At 51.2% G+C, this 14,647-nt stretch carries 15 protein-coding genes; 4 read left to right on the plus strand and 11 right to left on the minus strand.

The genetic code is table 11. The features are described from left to right. Nucleotides 1-11: 11 nt before the first annotated feature. The 4 genes from SC206_RS12055 to SC206_RS12070 form a co-directional block, all read right to left on the minus strand. The gene (locus SC206_RS12055) at nucleotides 12-1,562 is read right to left on the minus strand and encodes an SrfA family protein (protein WP_332737511.1); all 1,551 of its coding nucleotides are present in this window, start codon (nucleotides 1,560-1,562) and stop codon (nucleotides 12-14) included. 49 nt (nucleotides 1,563-1,611) lie between these two features. Continuing rightward, on the minus strand, nucleotides 1,612-2,757 hold the full coding sequence (locus SC206_RS12060; protein ID WP_332737513.1) for a tellurite resistance domain protein: 1,146 nt from the start codon (nucleotides 2,755-2,757) through the stop codon (nucleotides 1,612-1,614). Nucleotides 2,758-2,838: 81 nt separating this feature from the next. Then, nucleotides 2,839-3,228, minus strand: a complete 390-nt coding sequence (locus SC206_RS12065; RefSeq protein WP_332737515.1) for a hypothetical protein — start codon at nucleotides 3,226-3,228, stop codon at nucleotides 2,839-2,841. A 183-nt stretch (nucleotides 3,229-3,411) separates the two neighbouring features. Further along, nucleotides 3,412-4,152: a hypothetical protein gene (locus SC206_RS12070; protein WP_332737517.1), complete on the minus strand. Its 741-nt coding sequence runs from the start codon at nucleotides 4,150-4,152 to the stop codon at nucleotides 3,412-3,414. A gap of 710 nt (nucleotides 4,153-4,862) precedes the next feature. Between SC206_RS12070 and SC206_RS12075 the strand changes: the two genes are divergently transcribed. After that, nucleotides 4,863-5,192 (plus strand): hypothetical protein, encoded by a 330-nt coding sequence (locus SC206_RS12075; protein WP_332737519.1) that lies wholly within the window; start codon nucleotides 4,863-4,865, stop codon nucleotides 5,190-5,192. Nucleotides 5,193-5,355: 163 nt separating this feature from the next. Here SC206_RS12075 and SC206_RS12080 read toward each other — a convergent pair whose 3' ends face one another. After that, entirely contained in the window at nucleotides 5,356-5,520 is a 165-nt protein-coding gene (locus SC206_RS12080) for a hypothetical protein (RefSeq protein ID WP_332737521.1), read from the minus strand. A 401-nt stretch (nucleotides 5,521-5,921) separates the two neighbouring features. Here SC206_RS12080 and SC206_RS12085 point away from each other — a divergent pair, with 401 nt between their 5' ends. The 3 genes from SC206_RS12085 to SC206_RS12095 all read left to right on the plus strand — a co-directional run bounded on the left by SC206_RS12085 (nucleotide 5,922) and on the right by SC206_RS12095 (nucleotide 8,852). Further along, nucleotides 5,922-6,506 carry a YceI family protein gene (locus SC206_RS12085; RefSeq protein ID WP_332737523.1) on the plus strand — a complete coding sequence of 195 codons (585 nt, stop codon included), beginning with the start codon at nucleotides 5,922-5,924 and terminating at the stop codon, nucleotides 6,504-6,506. 365 nt (nucleotides 6,507-6,871) lie between these two features. Then, complete coding sequence (locus SC206_RS12090; RefSeq protein WP_332737525.1) at nucleotides 6,872-7,273, plus strand: SRPBCC family protein; 402 nt, start codon at nucleotides 6,872-6,874, stop codon at nucleotides 7,271-7,273. A 10-nt stretch (nucleotides 7,274-7,283) separates the two neighbouring features. Then, the gene (locus tag SC206_RS12095; RefSeq protein WP_332737527.1) at nucleotides 7,284-8,852 is read left to right on the plus strand and encodes a UbiD family decarboxylase; all 1,569 of its coding nucleotides are present in this window, start codon (nucleotides 7,284-7,286) and stop codon (nucleotides 8,850-8,852) included. A gap of 133 nt (nucleotides 8,853-8,985) precedes the next feature. Here SC206_RS12095 and SC206_RS12100 read toward each other — a convergent pair whose 3' ends face one another. The 6 genes from SC206_RS12100 to SC206_RS12125 form a co-directional block, all read right to left on the minus strand. Then, nucleotides 8,986-10,086, minus strand: coding sequence for an NAD-dependent epimerase/dehydratase family protein (locus SC206_RS12100; RefSeq protein ID WP_332737529.1), 1,101 nt, complete (start codon nucleotides 10,084-10,086; stop codon nucleotides 8,986-8,988). After that, on the minus strand, nucleotides 10,079-10,255 hold the full coding sequence (locus SC206_RS12105) for a hypothetical protein (protein WP_332737531.1): 177 nt from the start codon (nucleotides 10,253-10,255) through the stop codon (nucleotides 10,079-10,081). Before SC206_RS12105 ends, SC206_RS12100 begins: the two co-directional genes overlap by 8 nt. A gap of 274 nt (nucleotides 10,256-10,529) precedes the next feature. Continuing rightward, nucleotides 10,530-10,718, minus strand: coding sequence for a hypothetical protein (locus SC206_RS12110; RefSeq protein ID WP_332737533.1), 189 nt, complete (start codon nucleotides 10,716-10,718; stop codon nucleotides 10,530-10,532). Nucleotides 10,719-11,114: 396 nt separating this feature from the next. Next, nucleotides 11,115-12,224, minus strand: a complete 1,110-nt coding sequence (locus SC206_RS12115) for an AI-2E family transporter (RefSeq protein WP_332737535.1) — start codon at nucleotides 12,222-12,224, stop codon at nucleotides 11,115-11,117. Nucleotides 12,225-12,344: 120 nt separating this feature from the next. After that, nucleotides 12,345-12,974 carry a KpsF/GutQ family sugar-phosphate isomerase gene (locus tag SC206_RS12120; protein ID WP_332737537.1) on the minus strand — a complete coding sequence of 210 codons (630 nt, stop codon included), beginning with the start codon at nucleotides 12,972-12,974 and terminating at the stop codon, nucleotides 12,345-12,347. Beyond that, nucleotides 12,955-14,610, minus strand: coding sequence for an FGGY-family carbohydrate kinase (locus SC206_RS12125; RefSeq protein WP_332737539.1), 1,656 nt, complete (start codon nucleotides 14,608-14,610; stop codon nucleotides 12,955-12,957). The genes SC206_RS12120 and SC206_RS12125 overlap by 20 nt, the downstream gene beginning before the upstream one ends. Nucleotides 14,611-14,647 lie beyond the last annotated feature (37 nt).

The following is a 14,647-nucleotide window of genomic DNA, read 5'->3' on the forward strand; positions in this document are numbered from 1 at the left end:
TTCGTCCCTGTTTAAGTATTGGGTTGAAGCATACGAATGGGGAAGGTTTTATCCCCATCATTGTTGCCGACACAATCGGCGTGACCAGACGCGGGCGTTTTGCACTTTATGGTTGGGCCAATAAAGTTTGAACCATCGCTACATTTCATCTGTTCGGGATTCGTAATGTTGAGTTCACCTTGCTGCACACTTCCTTTGGAAGCGCCAGTGCAGGTCACTCCATTGGACTGGCGTACGCTGACCGTGCCATTGCCCTGATCAAAGTGGTACTGCAACTGCAACGGGCGGCCAGTGAGCTTGTCCTGAATACCCCCATTGACCCGCCATTGCCCGTTAAGAAATTGAGCCGGGCCATCAGGCAAGGCAGCCGGAAGCGTCAACGGTTTGCCCGGAACAGGCACTGACGGCGGCACATTATTGGAAGCAACGTTGGGCTTTTGAGGCTCACTGTTTTGCGTCTCTGCCGCGCCTGGCGTAACAGCATTGGCGGCAGGTGCAACATTCTTGGCTTCGCTGTTGCTTGCCGGCTCGTTCACCTGGCTAGTTTTATCAGCTTCTCCTTGCGCGGGAGTGTCAGCATGCGCGGCATCCGCCGCACCAGCACCAGCACCAGCACCGGTAACAGCACCGGCGCCGGAAGCAGCCGGAACGGGTGCGCCATCCAGCGGCGAATTTGCATCAACCGAACCTGCGCCCGTGACCGGTAAGCTGGTGGTTACGTGCGTTTCATCGCTTGTCACCGGCAGAGTCACGTCGGGGCTTGCAGGAGTATTTACCTCTGAAACGTGGTGAGTTTCAGCATCGCTGACAGGCTGGCTAAGGTTTTTATCACCGGCCAATCCTGGCACGCCAGAAAGTGAAACAGACGGAGTGCAGCCGCGAAGTAGTCCCAGCAATAAAGCGAGTAAAAGCAGGGCCAAGAGTAACCACAGTAACCAGCGCCAGTTCCAGTTCCAGCGCCGGGTGCGCGTAACGGTCTCGTTAATGTGGACAGCAGAAGATGCTGCCTGCTCCAGCGGCTGAGCTAATGGAGCAACCGGTATTTTTTCGGCTACGGAAGACGGTTGTAGCCAGTGCATTGGATTACGCGGCTCGCCCGTTGGATGAATAAAGCCCCAAAAAGTAATAACCAGCACCCCGTTAACCAGATAAAGAAACTCATCATCGGGAAAGTGAACGACTGATTTTAATAACTGTGCGAAGACCTTGCGATCGCCGCCGGCACCACTTTTTTCTGCATTAAGCATCTGCTCACTTAATGTTTGCACCGCCACCTGGAAATCGTTGAATTGCTGACGTGCGGAGGCACGTTCGCTTTCAGTTGCGCCGCTCCAGGGAATGACATCACCGGCAAAACTGCTGTACCAATCGGTCCTATCTCCGCCCTGATCATTTTGCGGGACGGCAAGATGCCGTGCCAGATCACGTCCGGCATCAAGGCGATAGATGGCTTCACGTAGCTGAAATGCCATCTTGAACGCGGGATAACCGGTTTCACCCAGCGCTTTAAACGACGAGTTATTTCCGGTACGTAACAGGGGTCCCTGAATCGAATTTCGCATTTTCTAAACCTTGTAAGGCGGTTAATTCACGCAAACCATGTAGACGTGGTTAATCTTTGCTGGCAATTGGTGTCCATTTAAAACCCCAACCGTAATGCTCATCCATTGACTGCCGATCGCGGAAAAAGCTATTGAGCCGCTCAACCTTGATATCACCGTCAATGTTCTTTAATCGAGCTATTGCCGCGACGTTGTTGATTTCACTGCCATTATTCAGCGTGGTTCGGATTGGGGGCTGCCCCGGGACATAAATAGTGATAGTGGCATCGGTGCCCTGCCAGTTATCGGTACCACTGTAGATAAAGCTGTAAATCAGTACCTCATCAATTTCCTGCCATTGGCTGCCGTTAATAAAGAGCCATTCACCATCTTGTTCGTCGCCACCACGTAAATCCTTTTGCAGTACGACAAAGGGCGGTTTGTCATAGTCGCCGGGAAGTTTGCTGAGCGCTTCCACTCCGCTTGTCTTGCCATCTTTGAAACGAACAAATGCGGCAATATCAAGATCTATAGACTCTTGGTGCTGGCCCTGTTGCCACGTCAGATTCACTTTAATGCGCCCGAAGTCCTTTCTTTTTTCGAGATTGATGCTCGGGTTTTCCTGCGTTAACAGGGTATTTTTCGGCGCGGGTTCAACCACTTCTGCCGGCGTTTTACTCTGCACGGGAAGGGCCGCCTGCGGAGAGTGATGGCAATTAAACCACCACCAGATCAGTGCCAGTAAAAGTAATAACAGCAGCAAAAGTAGCCATGGTAGAGGTCGACGCCACCATAGAACGCGAGCCACCGCGACAGGCGATTCCTGCACAGGAATGACCCAGTTTATTAATACAGGTTCGCCACCGACGCTATAACAGGTCAGTTTCTCTGAGTGAGTGAGCAGCGTTTGCAACGCCTGTGCCGGTTTTTCTTCCCCCAGTGCCTTCAGCTGTTCAACCAAGCCTGCAACAGTATTTTGGTACTGCTGACGCTTACTCTGAACTGAGAGTTGCTCTGCGTCGCTTAATGCTGATTGCGGGGTTGCAAGCCCTTGTCGTTCGGTCCACCACTCCAGTTCCCCTTCTGCATTGCGACGCGCGCTCGCATACAGCAGCGCAAGGGAAGGGGGAAGATGACGGTGGATAATAGCGACCGTTTCTTCATAAAGGGTGAGGGTAGAATCATCAATTGGCGCAGATCTTGTTAATCGTTGCATAGCCCGAATTCATTATTATTATTAGTATCAAATACTGATAAGCGAGTGGCAGCATTAAAAGGCTGCCACGTAAACGGCGTTTTACTGAAGCGTATTGGCTTCCTCAAGCGCTGCGATTCGTTTTTTGGCTTCAGCAATTTTCTTCTCGATAGCGGTAATGTCGCTGGCGCTATTGGCTTGCTGAGATTGACGTTGCAGCTCCTGCAATTGTTTTATCTCTTTCTGGCGCTGCTGGTTATTAACTTTGCTGGTCTTAAGAGACTTAAGTGTTTGCCCCAGATCTAATTGCGCAGTTGTTAACCGAGCGCGTTCATTTTCGAGTTTCTGACTCGAGGCTTTTTCTCTTATTTGGGTATCAGCAAGTTCTTGCTGCGCAATTTTATTTTCTCGCTGGCTTTGCAGGACATTGCGTTCCTGCTCATCAACTTTTTGTCTATATCCACCGGACGTCGCACAGCTCAGCTTGGTCATAAAGCTGGGATCCTGAGCATGTAAATCGCAATCCTGAGGAGATGTAGCGCATCCGGCAAGTAAAAAGGAAGCGAGTAGTACGTATTTTCTCATGAAGGGATCCAAGAATTGAGAATACTGAATTAAAAGTGGGTAAGGCAATAGGTCATAAATAAGGCCGATAATAGTATCGGCCCGTTATAATCAACCCAGTGAAATAGCTTGGCGCTGGCTATATAAACCATTCGCTTCTGATTCCAGAGCGTTAATCTGAACATTGAGATTGCTATACTCATTGTTGAGTTTAATTAGCTTGCCCTTGTCAGCTGCATTACCTGCTTTTTGATCCTGCAACGCCACTTTATAACCCGCGCTTGTTTCTTTCATGACCTTGATTTTGCTTTTCATGACTTTGATATTGGCATCAACTTGTGCCAGCTCTTTATTGGCATTCGCTTTATCAAAGCCTGCATTGTCTTTCTGCATGCTAATTTTGGTTAGTGTGGCATGGTTATCACTGATGACCTGTTTCATGGCGACGCTTGTTTTCGCCACATTATCAGTATCTTTGTTAATATCTTTATCCATTGCCTGCAGACGGTCTGCTGTTGTTGCGTAATCTTTTTTCAAACTATCCAGATAGTAATTCGTTGCCACTCCTGCTGCGCATCCCGCGGCGCCGCCAGCTGCAGCCCCGATTAAGACCTTTTTGGTATTGCCGGCCAATGCTCCCGCGATTGCACCAATACCAGCGCCGCCCAGAGCACCGATACCACAGCCTTGGACTGCCGAGCTGCTAAAGAAGCTAGACTGTTCACCACTGGTCAGTCGCGGATCAGGTTTAGTACCCGATAATAGAGAACTCCCTGTATTGGCACAGCCACTCAGAAGAAGGGTCAAAGAAACAAGAAGACAGGTTGAGCTACGCTTAAACTTATTCGACATCGTTTTATCCTTTATTATCGAATGGATCAGCTCAAAGAAAGTGTGCTGTCCATTGACACTATTGCTGTAGTAGTTTTTTAGAATTCGAGGTCATTTATGGCTCTTGCAGCATAAATCTCGATTTATAATCGCTTAGGGAGTAAAGATTTGCAGACCATTGCATTTGATTTCACATCTTGAAACCACAAATAATACAGATGATGAAGTGGAGCCTGTAAATCAATCGATATTATATATATATATAACGATAGAAAAACTCAAATCTTTAATGCTAAATGACGAAATTAAAGTGCTGGTTTTTTAATGGTAATTTATAGCACTTCCTGATTCAGGATCTTTCATCCGTTCAGCCTTTGAAGGTCTAGTACGTGCCGAGCATACAGGTAAGCAGTAAGCAAGCGGATATTTTCCCCTCAATACCTGACAAAGCAATGTAGAAAATACCATCAGTGGCGGCCTTATTTATCGTCACGATAAAAGGTGAATCAGGATAGGGAAATAAGCTCTGAAATAGGGTAAGGAAACGGGGGCGGACTTTTCGGGATATATCCGCCGTGATTGTTTTAAGGCAACGCCTCTTTAGCAGTTATCCGTCATTCAACCTTCCCATCCTCCCCACCATCACTTTCAGTGCTATCTGAATCGCATATCTTCGGATTTGTGCCATCCTGTTAGTGTCATACCAAACATAACTGATAAATGAGGGAATCATGAAAAAGTCAATTTTAGCTCTGTCCGCTATCTTACTTGCAGCGCCAGTTTTCGCGGCGACCACCACCGGTTCTGCTACGGATGAAACCGTTGCGCAGGCTAACAAAGGCGCAGACACCGCAAAAGAAAAGCTGCATCAGACGCAGGATAAAGGCGCAGAGATGAAGCTTAAGTCTGAGCATGCTGCAGAGGGTAAAACCAACTCTACGACCAGCAAAGTGTCTGAAGGCTCTCAGAAAGCATGGCACAGCACCAAGCAAGGTACCGAGAAAACTTGGGATAAAACCAAGCAGGGCGCTGAAAACCTGAAAAATAAAGCGACCAACTAATTGTCTCTTCGCTAGACATAGGTTGTCGAGTTAAGAAAAAGGTCGGGATTCCGGCCTTTTTTATTGGCTGCAATTTAACGTTTTTCGATTAGGAATAACTTTAGGCTTTAGCTATTCAGCGTAAGAAAGATAGCAATAACTACGCAGCGCAGCGCAAATCAGATTAGTTTTTGAATACCACTTCGCAGGTAAACCAGCACAGGAAATTCAGTGTGAAATGGGTTAACACCAGAAGGGTAATAAGCGCGCCGAAGGTTATCATCCCACGCGAGCGAAGGGTTCTTTTAAGCAGACTTTGACGTACGGTGACTTTACAGCTCCAATCCATGGAACGGCTCTCCCTATTAATAATGTGTTACTGCTAACCATGTTTTACGGCTGATAATGTTTTACTGCCGTTTTTGGTACAGCCGATATGCCAATGCAGCGCATAAGGTTATTCCAAATTTTTGTTGATCCTACACGCCACCGCCATGTCTCGCTACCCTGATAAATAGACAGTATGCGTCTAAAATGTGCAATTTGACTTAAGTGAATGCAAGGCTGGCGCGCGTTATTCGCACTATTTAGGGCTAAACGCCGGAAATAACAAGGAAACTGGCCGATAATAACGCAGCGTTATTGCTCAATTTATTTGAGGGTTAAAGACAAAACTTTTCGTTATCCCTATTGGCAAACATGAACCACACTCTAGGTACTGTTGTTTGTTTTTCTTAAAAGGATATTCGCGTGAAAAATGTCAAAAAGATTGTTTTGCCACTGTTAGCTGCTGCCACGTTGTATGCACCTCTTTCCGAAGCGGCGGCGATGCATTATTCCCTCGATCCGGCACATACTTCAGTTATCGTTACCTGGAATCATTTCGGTTTCTCCCACCCAACCGCTGATATTCCAAATACCACGGGTACCGTTGTTTTCGACAAAGAGAAGCCTGAACAGTCTCGCGTTGATGTGACTCTGCCAGTGGCGCAAATTGATTCACACGTTCCTGCTCTGACTAAAGAATTCCTGGGCGCGGATTATTTCGACGTCTCTAAATATCCTTCAGCCGTATTCCACAGCACCAAAGTGACCTCTAAAGGTGACAATAAATTTGATGTTGAAGGTAATCTGACGCTGAAAGGCATTACTAAACCTGTCACTCTGCACGCAACGCTGACCAAGCAGGGCGAGCATCCAATGGTGAAAAAACAGGCTATCGGCTTTGATGCTACAGGTGTTATCAAGCGTTCAGACTTCAAGCTGGACAAATATGTGCCGGCCGTTGGCGACGACGTGACTCTGACTATCTCTACTGAAGGTTACGCCAAGTAATCTATTAAGCGTAGGCGCGTAGAATAGAAATAAGCCTTAACGCGTAGAGTAAAATTGATAACCCGAATTCTTTTTATCATGAGATTATCAACGGGATTATTAACGGGAAGTCTATTAGTGGCGATGGAAACGTCGTGACTAAAAGAGTTCCCGTTTTTTTTAATACAAATTCCATCGACTTCGTTTCCCTTCATTATTAAATGTAAAAAAATTCGCCTTCGTCCGTAATAATCCCCGTTATAGAAACAGTTATACATACAAACTGCGCGCCCGCCTTAATCCGCCAAATTCCTTTGCTACACTTTAAAAACTTTTTCGAACCAAATGATACGTTTTTTTTGGCCGCGAGCCCAGGGAGGAAGCAGATGAACACACTTCACCATGCCGTCAAGATTAATGCGCCGCGCGAGGTAGTCTGGCGAGCGTTAAGCAATATCGCCGAGATGGAAGCCTGGCACGAAGGGAGCGTGGAAGGGGATATTGCGCCCGGCCTGATCCTTACGCTGAAACCGAAGGCGGAGATGCAATTTAGCTGGCGCACCGACAAGCTCGAACCTGAGACATTACTGGTCCAGACCTGCATCGAAGGGCCGGGATCGTCGCCGGGCAAGGTGCTGACGTTTACCGTTTCGGATCTGCAAGAAGGCGTGGTGCTGGTGCAACTCAGCGACGGCGAATGGCAAATCAACGACCCGCACCTGCCGTTCTGCAACGCCTACTGGGGCGAAGTGTTGTTCCGCCTGAAAACTCACGCCGAAAAAGCATAAGGAGCACGTCATGCCGCAGAGAAAACCTTCCTCTTATCGCGAGGTAAAGCCGGGCGAAGCCAATCCACAGGGCTGGAAAGTGCCGCCAGTCAATGATTTGCGATCCGCTATCGAACTGCTGAAAAAAATTCCGGGTCAATATATTGAAACCGATCGCGAGATTGATCCGATTGGCGAGCTGGCGGGCGTTTATCGCCATATCGGCGCGGGCGGAACGGTGATGCGACCTACGCGCATCGGGCCTGCCATGACCTTCAACAAAATTAAAGGCTTTCCTGATGCGCGAGTGCTGGTCGGACTGATGGCGAGCCGCAAACGAGTGAGCGCTTTACTGGGCGCGCCGGAGCGCGAACTGGGCATTCAAATGGCCGACGCGCATAAAAACGTGACGCCACCCGTGACCGTCGAAAGAAAAGACGCGCCTTGCCAAGAGGTGGTGTATCGCGCCGACGACGAAGGTTTTGACTTGCGCAAGCTGCTGCCTGCGCCGACCAATACGACGGAAGATGCGGGCCCGTACTTTTGTCTCGGCCTTGTATTAGGTAGCGATCCAGACGATCGCGACAACACCGACGTCACCATTCACCGGCTTTGCGTGCAGAGCAAAGATGAAATGTCGATCTTCTTCGCGCCGGGTCGTCATATTGACGCCTTCAGACAGAAAGCGGAGCAAGCCGGCAAGCCGCTGGCCGTGTCGATTAATATGGGGCTGGACCCGGCGATTTATATCGGTGCCGAATTTGAAGCGCCAACCACGCCGTTTGGTTTTAACGAGCTGTGCGTGGCGGGCGGCCTGCGCGGCAAGCCGGTGGAGCTGGTCGAATGTTTGAGTATCAATCAGCGCGCCATCGCGCGGGCAGAAATCGTGATCGAAGGGGAAATTTTACCTAACGTTCGCGTCGCGGAAGATGGGAACTCGCACACGGGCAAAGCGATGCCCGAATTCCCGGGTTACACCGGCGTCGCCAATCCTTCGTTGCCGGTTATCAAAGTTAAAGCCATTACCACGCGCAAGAACCCGATTCTGCAAACGCTGGTCGGCCCGGGCGAAGAGCACGTGAGTCTGGCAGGGATCCCGACGGAAGCGAGCATTCACATCGAGTGCGAAAATGCCTTGCCGGGACTGGTCAAAAACGTCTACGCGCACAGTTCGGGCGGCGGGAAATTTTTAGCTATTTTGCAGGTTAAAAAACGCAGCGCTGCCGATGATGGCATGACCAAACAGGCCGCGCTGATCGCGTTGGCGGTCTATCGCGAGCTGAAAAACGTCATTATTGTCGATGAAGATGTTGACCTGTTCGACACCGACGACGTGCTGTGGGCGATGCAAACCCGCTACTCCGGGGATTTGGATACCACCTTCGTGCCGGGCGTGGCGGGTCACGTGCTGGATCCGTCCCAGACGCCGGAATACGATCCGCGCATTTCATCCAAAGGCACCACCACGAAAACTATTTTCGATTGTACGGTGCCGTTTACTCTCAAAGATGAGTTTGTGCGCGCCAAATTCCAGGATGTCGACCCAAGTTTATGGGCGCCATCGCTGTTTGCCGATAAAGAAAATAGCAACGACGACTAGGCATTTTGCTTTTAGCGTTTTACGCTTTATTTAGCTAGAGCAAATCACAGAGATAAACAAAGCGTCAGAGACTTTCATCCTGACGCTTTTTCTTTGTCGTTTTATCAATTCTTCGCCTCTTCTGATGAACTCTTTATATTGCGCCTTCCTCCTGCTTCGGCAGCGCGCCGTCAATGCGCAGCACGCGCAGCGACGGCAGATTTTCGGCCAAAAATGTCAGCAACGGCTTGGCGGGCAGCACGTCGGCGGCAAAATGCAGCCTTTCGGGCAGCTTGCCGTTTAATAGCTGGATCGCCGTAAAAGCGGTTACCGCGGCGGTCAGCTCCGCGCCTTGTCGAGCACTCAGCACGATCGACCGGGTCGACATTTTACCGTCGCGCCAGCCGCTGGCCTCCACGGCGATGACGTGCTGCGTGGGTTTCGAGGCGAAATCGGCCAGACTTAGCGCCACCAGCTGTTCAACGCGCTGGGCGGGCGTGGTGTGAACGCCTTTTCGAGGCGATTTCTCGCGCAACGTGCCGAGCCAGTTGTAGAGCTCGCCGTGTGGATAAAGATTAAACCAGGCCACCTCGCCGAGCCGCTGTTGACGGCTCATGCGCTGCCATTCACTGCTCAAAAACGGCACCGCCTGCGCGGCAATCGACGCCAGCGGCAGCTGGCATTCGCTCGGCGAGGCGCACGGTTGCAGCTCGCCGCGTTGCAACGACAGCCCCGCCATGCTGAAGCCGTTATCCAGACTGGCGAGAAAATCTTTCGCGCCGCCCGTGCTGAAAGGTTCGTGGTTCAGCGCGTAGCCTGTGAGCGCCGTGAGCTGGGTAAACTCTTCGGCCAGTAAACGCGGCAATACGCCCGATAAACCGGGCAACATGCCTGCCGATAAAATAGCGCTCTGCTGCGCGACGGTGCGCGAGGCCAGCGCTGCGTAGAGCGGCTCATCGCCGCCCGGATCGACATAATCGATGCCCAGCTCGCAGGCGAGGCGAGCGACTCTCTCTTCGGTCAAACTGCCCGGCGCGGCGCAGTTGACCACCAAATCACAGGATTTAAGAAACTCCCGCAGCGCCAGATTGTCGAGTAAATCGAGCTGACAGGCTTTAATTCCTTCCTGATCTCCGCGGGTTGGGCGACGACTGGCGGCAAGGATGTCAGCGTAGGGCGCTAAAAAGCGTACCACGTGTTTTCCAACGCTGCCGGTCGCGCCCAGCACGCCAACCGTTTTTCTGCATTCAACCATGCTGGATTTCCTCTTGCTGTAAGTTCAGCGCTTTAAGCACGATGTCGATGTGGCGGGCGTTCAGGCAGCTAAAATGATCGCCGGGCAGGTCGTGGATAGTATGCGGAAGCGCGCTTTGCTGCTGCCAGAAATCGGTCATTTCGGCATTCATGCCCGGTAATATCGGCATCTCGCCGCGCTGAGTATGTAGGTCGGCATGAACACTCGAAAACTGACAGTGGGATCCCGCCGCTTATTTGGCGAAAGCATTGACGGTTATTTGCAGAATCTGCGCGGATAAATTAAGAAGGCTATAATTAAGGGTAAACGGCGACCCGATAAAATCCTCTGAGGCCCCTTATGAAATCAATCTTTGCTGCTATGTTTACGACCTTGATGCTGCTGCTTTCGAGCGCAGCGTGGGCAAGCCAACCGTCTCAGCCGCAACAGCCCGGCCAACCTATTCAGCCGGGCCAGCCTGTGCAACCCGGCCAGCCGGTACAACCAAAACAGCCGATACAGCCAAGGCAACCCACCCAGCCTAGCCAGCCAACACAGCCCATCGGACCTATCTCACCGACGCCAAGTGACTGTATTCCCGGCAACCCTTCGCGACTACCGCAGTGCCCAATGGCGCAAAAATAAGCCTGCATAAATGAAAAAAGGACCTGAAATCAGGTCCTTTTAATACTTCTTTTTTATTTTCGGAGGGAAGGGGGATTTAACATCCATAGTTGAAGCAAGCAGGTCGGAAGCAGTTGTTAATTTGCTTTTATGTTCTGAAGAGCGACGTAGCGTTGCGCGCTCGGGCCGTTCTTGCCCTTTATTGGTTTCGGTATTTCGCACCATGAATCACCTCTTACAAAGAAGTTACGCGTTAGAGTCGTGTGATTGATAACATTGCCACGTGCAAAGCCTACGCAGTTGCCTTTCGAGATGCAAAGGTTTTGAGTGTTTTTCGACCAATAAAACAGAGGTTAAAATATAAAAAAAGAGCGGACAGAGCCGCTCTTTAGAGGTCATTAATTTGAAGGTAGAAAAACAGTCAATCAAGATTCTGGAGGGGCTTTGCCGTCTTCGATGAACTCTTCGTCGATCTCTTCGATATTTTCACGATTATCACGGCCGGAAAGGATATTCCAGCAGGCGATAAACAGCGCGGCGATGAGCGGGCCAATCACGAAACCGTTAATGCCGTAGATTTCCATGCCGCCTAGCGTGGCGATAAGAATCAGGTAATCCGGCATTTTAGTGTCTTTGCCGACCAGCAGCGGACGCAGGATATTATCCACCAGCCCAATAACCACCACGAAGAACACTACCAGGAAGATCCCCTGCCACAGCTGGCTGGAAGCGAAGAAATAGACCGCCGCTGGTACCCAGATAATTGCGGAACCTACCGCCGGAATCAGTGACAGGAACGCCATCAGCGCGGCCCACAAAAGCACGCCGTCGATGCCGGTAATCCAGAACGCAATCCCGCCGAGCGCACCCTGCACCAACGCTACCACCACCGTACCTTTTACCGTCGCACGCGATACGGCGGCAAACTTCATAAACAGGTGATGTTTAATGTGGCGAGAAAGTGGCAGCGCATCGAGGATCAAACCGACCAGATACGCACCGTCTTTCAGCAGGAAGAACAGCAAATACAGCATGATGCCGAAACCGACAACAAAGCTGAACGTGCCTTTACCAATCAGGAACACGCTGCCCGCCAGATATTGACTGCCTTTCAGCGCAAAACCGGAAAGTTTTTGCTGAATCCCGGCGGCATTATCCAGATTGTATTCTGACAGCGAATGCTGAGCCCAAACCGGAAGATGCTGGATAACGTCGGCAATAATTGTCGGCAACTGGGTATTATTTTGCTGCAACTTGCCGTAAACCATATTGAATTCAATCGCCAGCGACGAGGCGATCACCGCTAACGGCGTGAAAACAATCAGGCAGATGACGAGAAGCGTGAGCAGTGAAGCAATCCCGTTCTTGTCACCCAGCATGTTGCGGATTTTGGTTTTCATTGGATGGAAAATAATTGCCAGAATCGCGGCCCACAGCACGGAGGAATAATAAGGCTGAAGGACGTCCATAAAGGCAAGGGTTACAATGAATAGTATCAGGATAAAAAATCCCTTCGAAATACCGTTCAAGCGCATGCGTTTCTCCTGAAACTTCATTTTTGTCACGGAACTATAGAGTGAAGATTCAGGTTTGTAACCTTTCGCGGAGGAAATAAGCATTTCTTTAACTGATTGATGTGTTTATCGCGCCGTTAATTAAATTTCCTCACGCAGGCTTTTGCCAACATTGCCGCCCGGATGCACCGCCAGCAGCGTCTCCTTATTAAAGCCGTTGCGCAGCATAATAGCGCCGCACATGGCGTCGAATACCGCCAGCACTAATACGATTGAGGTGGTCGCCAGCATATTTAGCGGGTCGATCTCCTGCTGAATATGGGTTTTCAGCACCAGCTTCGCGGCCTTGGCAATTGTCGAGTCGAGATTTTCGGTGACGCTAATGAGCGTGACGTTTTTCTTCGCGAGCGTGGGCAGCAGGCGGGTCAGTTCTTCCGAGTTGCCGCCGCGCGAAATCATGATCATCACGTCATCGGCGCGCAGAAAGCCTAAATCGCCGTGCGCCGCGTCGGTCGGATTGAGAAAGACGGCGGGCTGCTCGACGCAGGCCAGCATGTGCGCCACTTTACGCGCCGCGATCCCCGACGTGCCGACGCCGGTTACCGCAATTTTTCCCTTGCAGTCGGCCAGCGTCTGCAACACGTTCTGCCAGATGTGCGGGTCAAGATTGCGTTGCAGCGCCAGCAGTTCCTGACTGTAAATCTGCCAGCTCGCACACGCCTGCTGCCACTCTTGATTCGGTAATCCCTCTTTATTCAGCTCGGCTGACATCCTGCTCTCCCTTCATAATGCGGCGATACTTGATGAGATCGTTATAAAGTTCGTGGAACACCTGATATTTACGATCGTAATACTGTTTGATTTTATTGGTTTGCGGCGTCACGGTTTTGCCGATGCGGCTCATGGCGGCCATCGCCTCGGGCAAAGATTCATAAACGCCCGCTGCCACCGTGCCCATCATCGCGCTGCCGAGCAGCATCGCCTCGCTCTCTTCGGGCAGTAACATGGCGCAGCCGGTAGCGTTGGAATGTTCCTGCACAAATACCGGATTCTTGGTGCCGCCGCCGCTGGCCATCATGGTGTCGATCGCGTAGCCGCTCTGATTCATGGTTTCAATAATGTGGCGGGTGCCGAGCGCCAGCGCCTGAATGGTCGCGAGATAGTGCAGCGCCATGTCTTCGGGCGTGCGCGAGAGTTTGAGGCCGGTCAAGATGCCGGTCAGCGTCGGGTTGGCACGCGGCGATCGGTTACCGTGAAAATAGGGCAGCATATGAATATCTTTGGTTAAAAAGGCAATATTTTCAGGCTCGCCCGCCATATCACGCAGCAGCGCATTCAGCGTTTCGTAGATGGTTTTGCCGCGCTCTTTGCTCTGTTTGAGCAGGTCGTTGTAGCAGGGATGCGATTGAATGACGTGATCGATCAGCGCGCCGGTGGTCGATTGTCCGCCTTCGTTAAGCCAATAATCGGGTAGCAGCGCCGAAAAATAGGGCCCCCACACGCCGCCGATATAGCGCGGTTTGGGTGACAGCGCCATGTGCGCCGTCGACGTGCCGCCAATCAGCGCGATGCGACGGTCGAAATCGGCGGTTTCGCCCGATGCGCCGCTGGCCCCCAAAATGCCGAGGCTGCCCGCGTGGGCGTCGATAATCGAAACGCTTACGGCAGTGCCCGGCATCAGGCCCAGCTCACGCGCCGCACGCTGGGTCAGGCCGTGTCCAAGAGGCTGGCCCATGGTTTTCACTTCGCTACCGATTTTCGCCGCGTTGTTTTCCAGTAAATCCTCAAGCCCGATCTGCTTGAAATAGCTGGTGTCCCAGCGATCTTCATGGCCGATATAGGTCCATTTACACACCGTGGAACAGAGCGAGCGGCTGGTATCATTGGTGGCGCGCCAGGTAAGAAAATCAGGCAGATCAAACAGATGGCCGACGCTTTTCCAAGTGCTCGGCATGTGCTGCTTAAGCCACAGCAGTTTCGGCGTCTGCATCTCCGGCGAAATAATCCCGCCGACGAACTCCAGCACCCGATGACCTGTCGCGTTGATTCTTTCCGCCTGCGTGATGGCGCGGTGATCCATCCAGACAATAATATTCTGCTCGCTGCGTCCCGACGGGCTGACGGTCAGCGGATTGCCTTCTTTATCAAGCACCACCAGCGAACAGGTGGCGTCAAATCCCAACCCTTTGACCTGTATCGGGTTTATGTCACCTTGACTCATCGCATCTTTGACGGCGTTACACACCGCCGCCCAAATTTCATCAGAGGATTGTTCAACAAAATCGGCTTTCGGACGAAACAGGGTAATGTCGCGGCTGGCCTGACTGACCATGTGTCCTTTCAGATCAAACACGCCTGCGCGAGCACTGCCCGTTCCTACATCCACGCCAATAAAATAACTCGCCATGTTTTGGTCCTTATGATGCTCTTAAAATTATCGTTTT

It is taken from the genome of Rouxiella sp. T17, assembly GCF_036663475.1.
Lineage (GTDB): Bacteria > Pseudomonadota > Gammaproteobacteria > Enterobacterales > Enterobacteriaceae > Rouxiella.

Excerpts from the sequence above, each read along its gene's own strand:
- SC206_RS12055 (WP_332737511.1), bottom strand. The coding sequence starts at position 1,562 with ATGCGAAATTCGATTCAGGGACCCCTGTTACGTACCGGAAATAACTCG.
- SC206_RS12060 (WP_332737513.1), bottom strand. The coding sequence starts at position 2,757 with ATGCAACGATTAACAAGATCTGCGCCAATTGATGATTCTACCCTCACC.
- SC206_RS12065 (WP_332737515.1), bottom strand. The coding sequence starts at position 3,228 with ATGACCAAGCTGAGCTGTGCGACGTCCGGTGGATATAGACAAAAAGTT.
- SC206_RS12070 (WP_332737517.1), bottom strand. The coding sequence starts at position 4,152 with ATGTCGAATAAGTTTAAGCGTAGCTCAACCTGTCTTCTTGTTTCTTTG.
- SC206_RS12075 (WP_332737519.1), top strand. The coding sequence starts at position 4,863 with ATGAAAAAGTCAATTTTAGCTCTGTCCGCTATCTTACTTGCAGCGCCA.
- SC206_RS12080 (WP_332737521.1), bottom strand. The coding sequence starts at position 5,520 with ATGGATTGGAGCTGTAAAGTCACCGTACGTCAAAGTCTGCTTAAAAGA.
- SC206_RS12090 (WP_332737525.1), top strand. The coding sequence starts at position 6,872 with ATGAACACACTTCACCATGCCGTCAAGATTAATGCGCCGCGCGAGGTA.
- SC206_RS12095 (WP_332737527.1), top strand. The coding sequence starts at position 7,284 with ATGCCGCAGAGAAAACCTTCCTCTTATCGCGAGGTAAAGCCGGGCGAA.
- SC206_RS12100 (WP_332737529.1), bottom strand. The coding sequence starts at position 10,086 with ATGGTTGAATGCAGAAAAACGGTTGGCGTGCTGGGCGCGACCGGCAGC.
- SC206_RS12105 (WP_332737531.1), bottom strand. The coding sequence starts at position 10,255 with ATGCCGATATTACCGGGCATGAATGCCGAAATGACCGATTTCTGGCAG.
- SC206_RS12110 (WP_332737533.1), bottom strand. The coding sequence starts at position 10,718 with ATGCAGGCTTATTTTTGCGCCATTGGGCACTGCGGTAGTCGCGAAGGG.
- SC206_RS12115 (WP_332737535.1), bottom strand. The coding sequence starts at position 12,224 with ATGCGCTTGAACGGTATTTCGAAGGGATTTTTTATCCTGATACTATTC.
- SC206_RS12120 (WP_332737537.1), bottom strand. The coding sequence starts at position 12,974 with ATGTCAGCCGAGCTGAATAAAGAGGGATTACCGAATCAAGAGTGGCAG.
- SC206_RS12125 (WP_332737539.1), bottom strand. The coding sequence starts at position 14,610 with ATGGCGAGTTATTTTATTGGCGTGGATGTAGGAACGGGCAGTGCTCGC.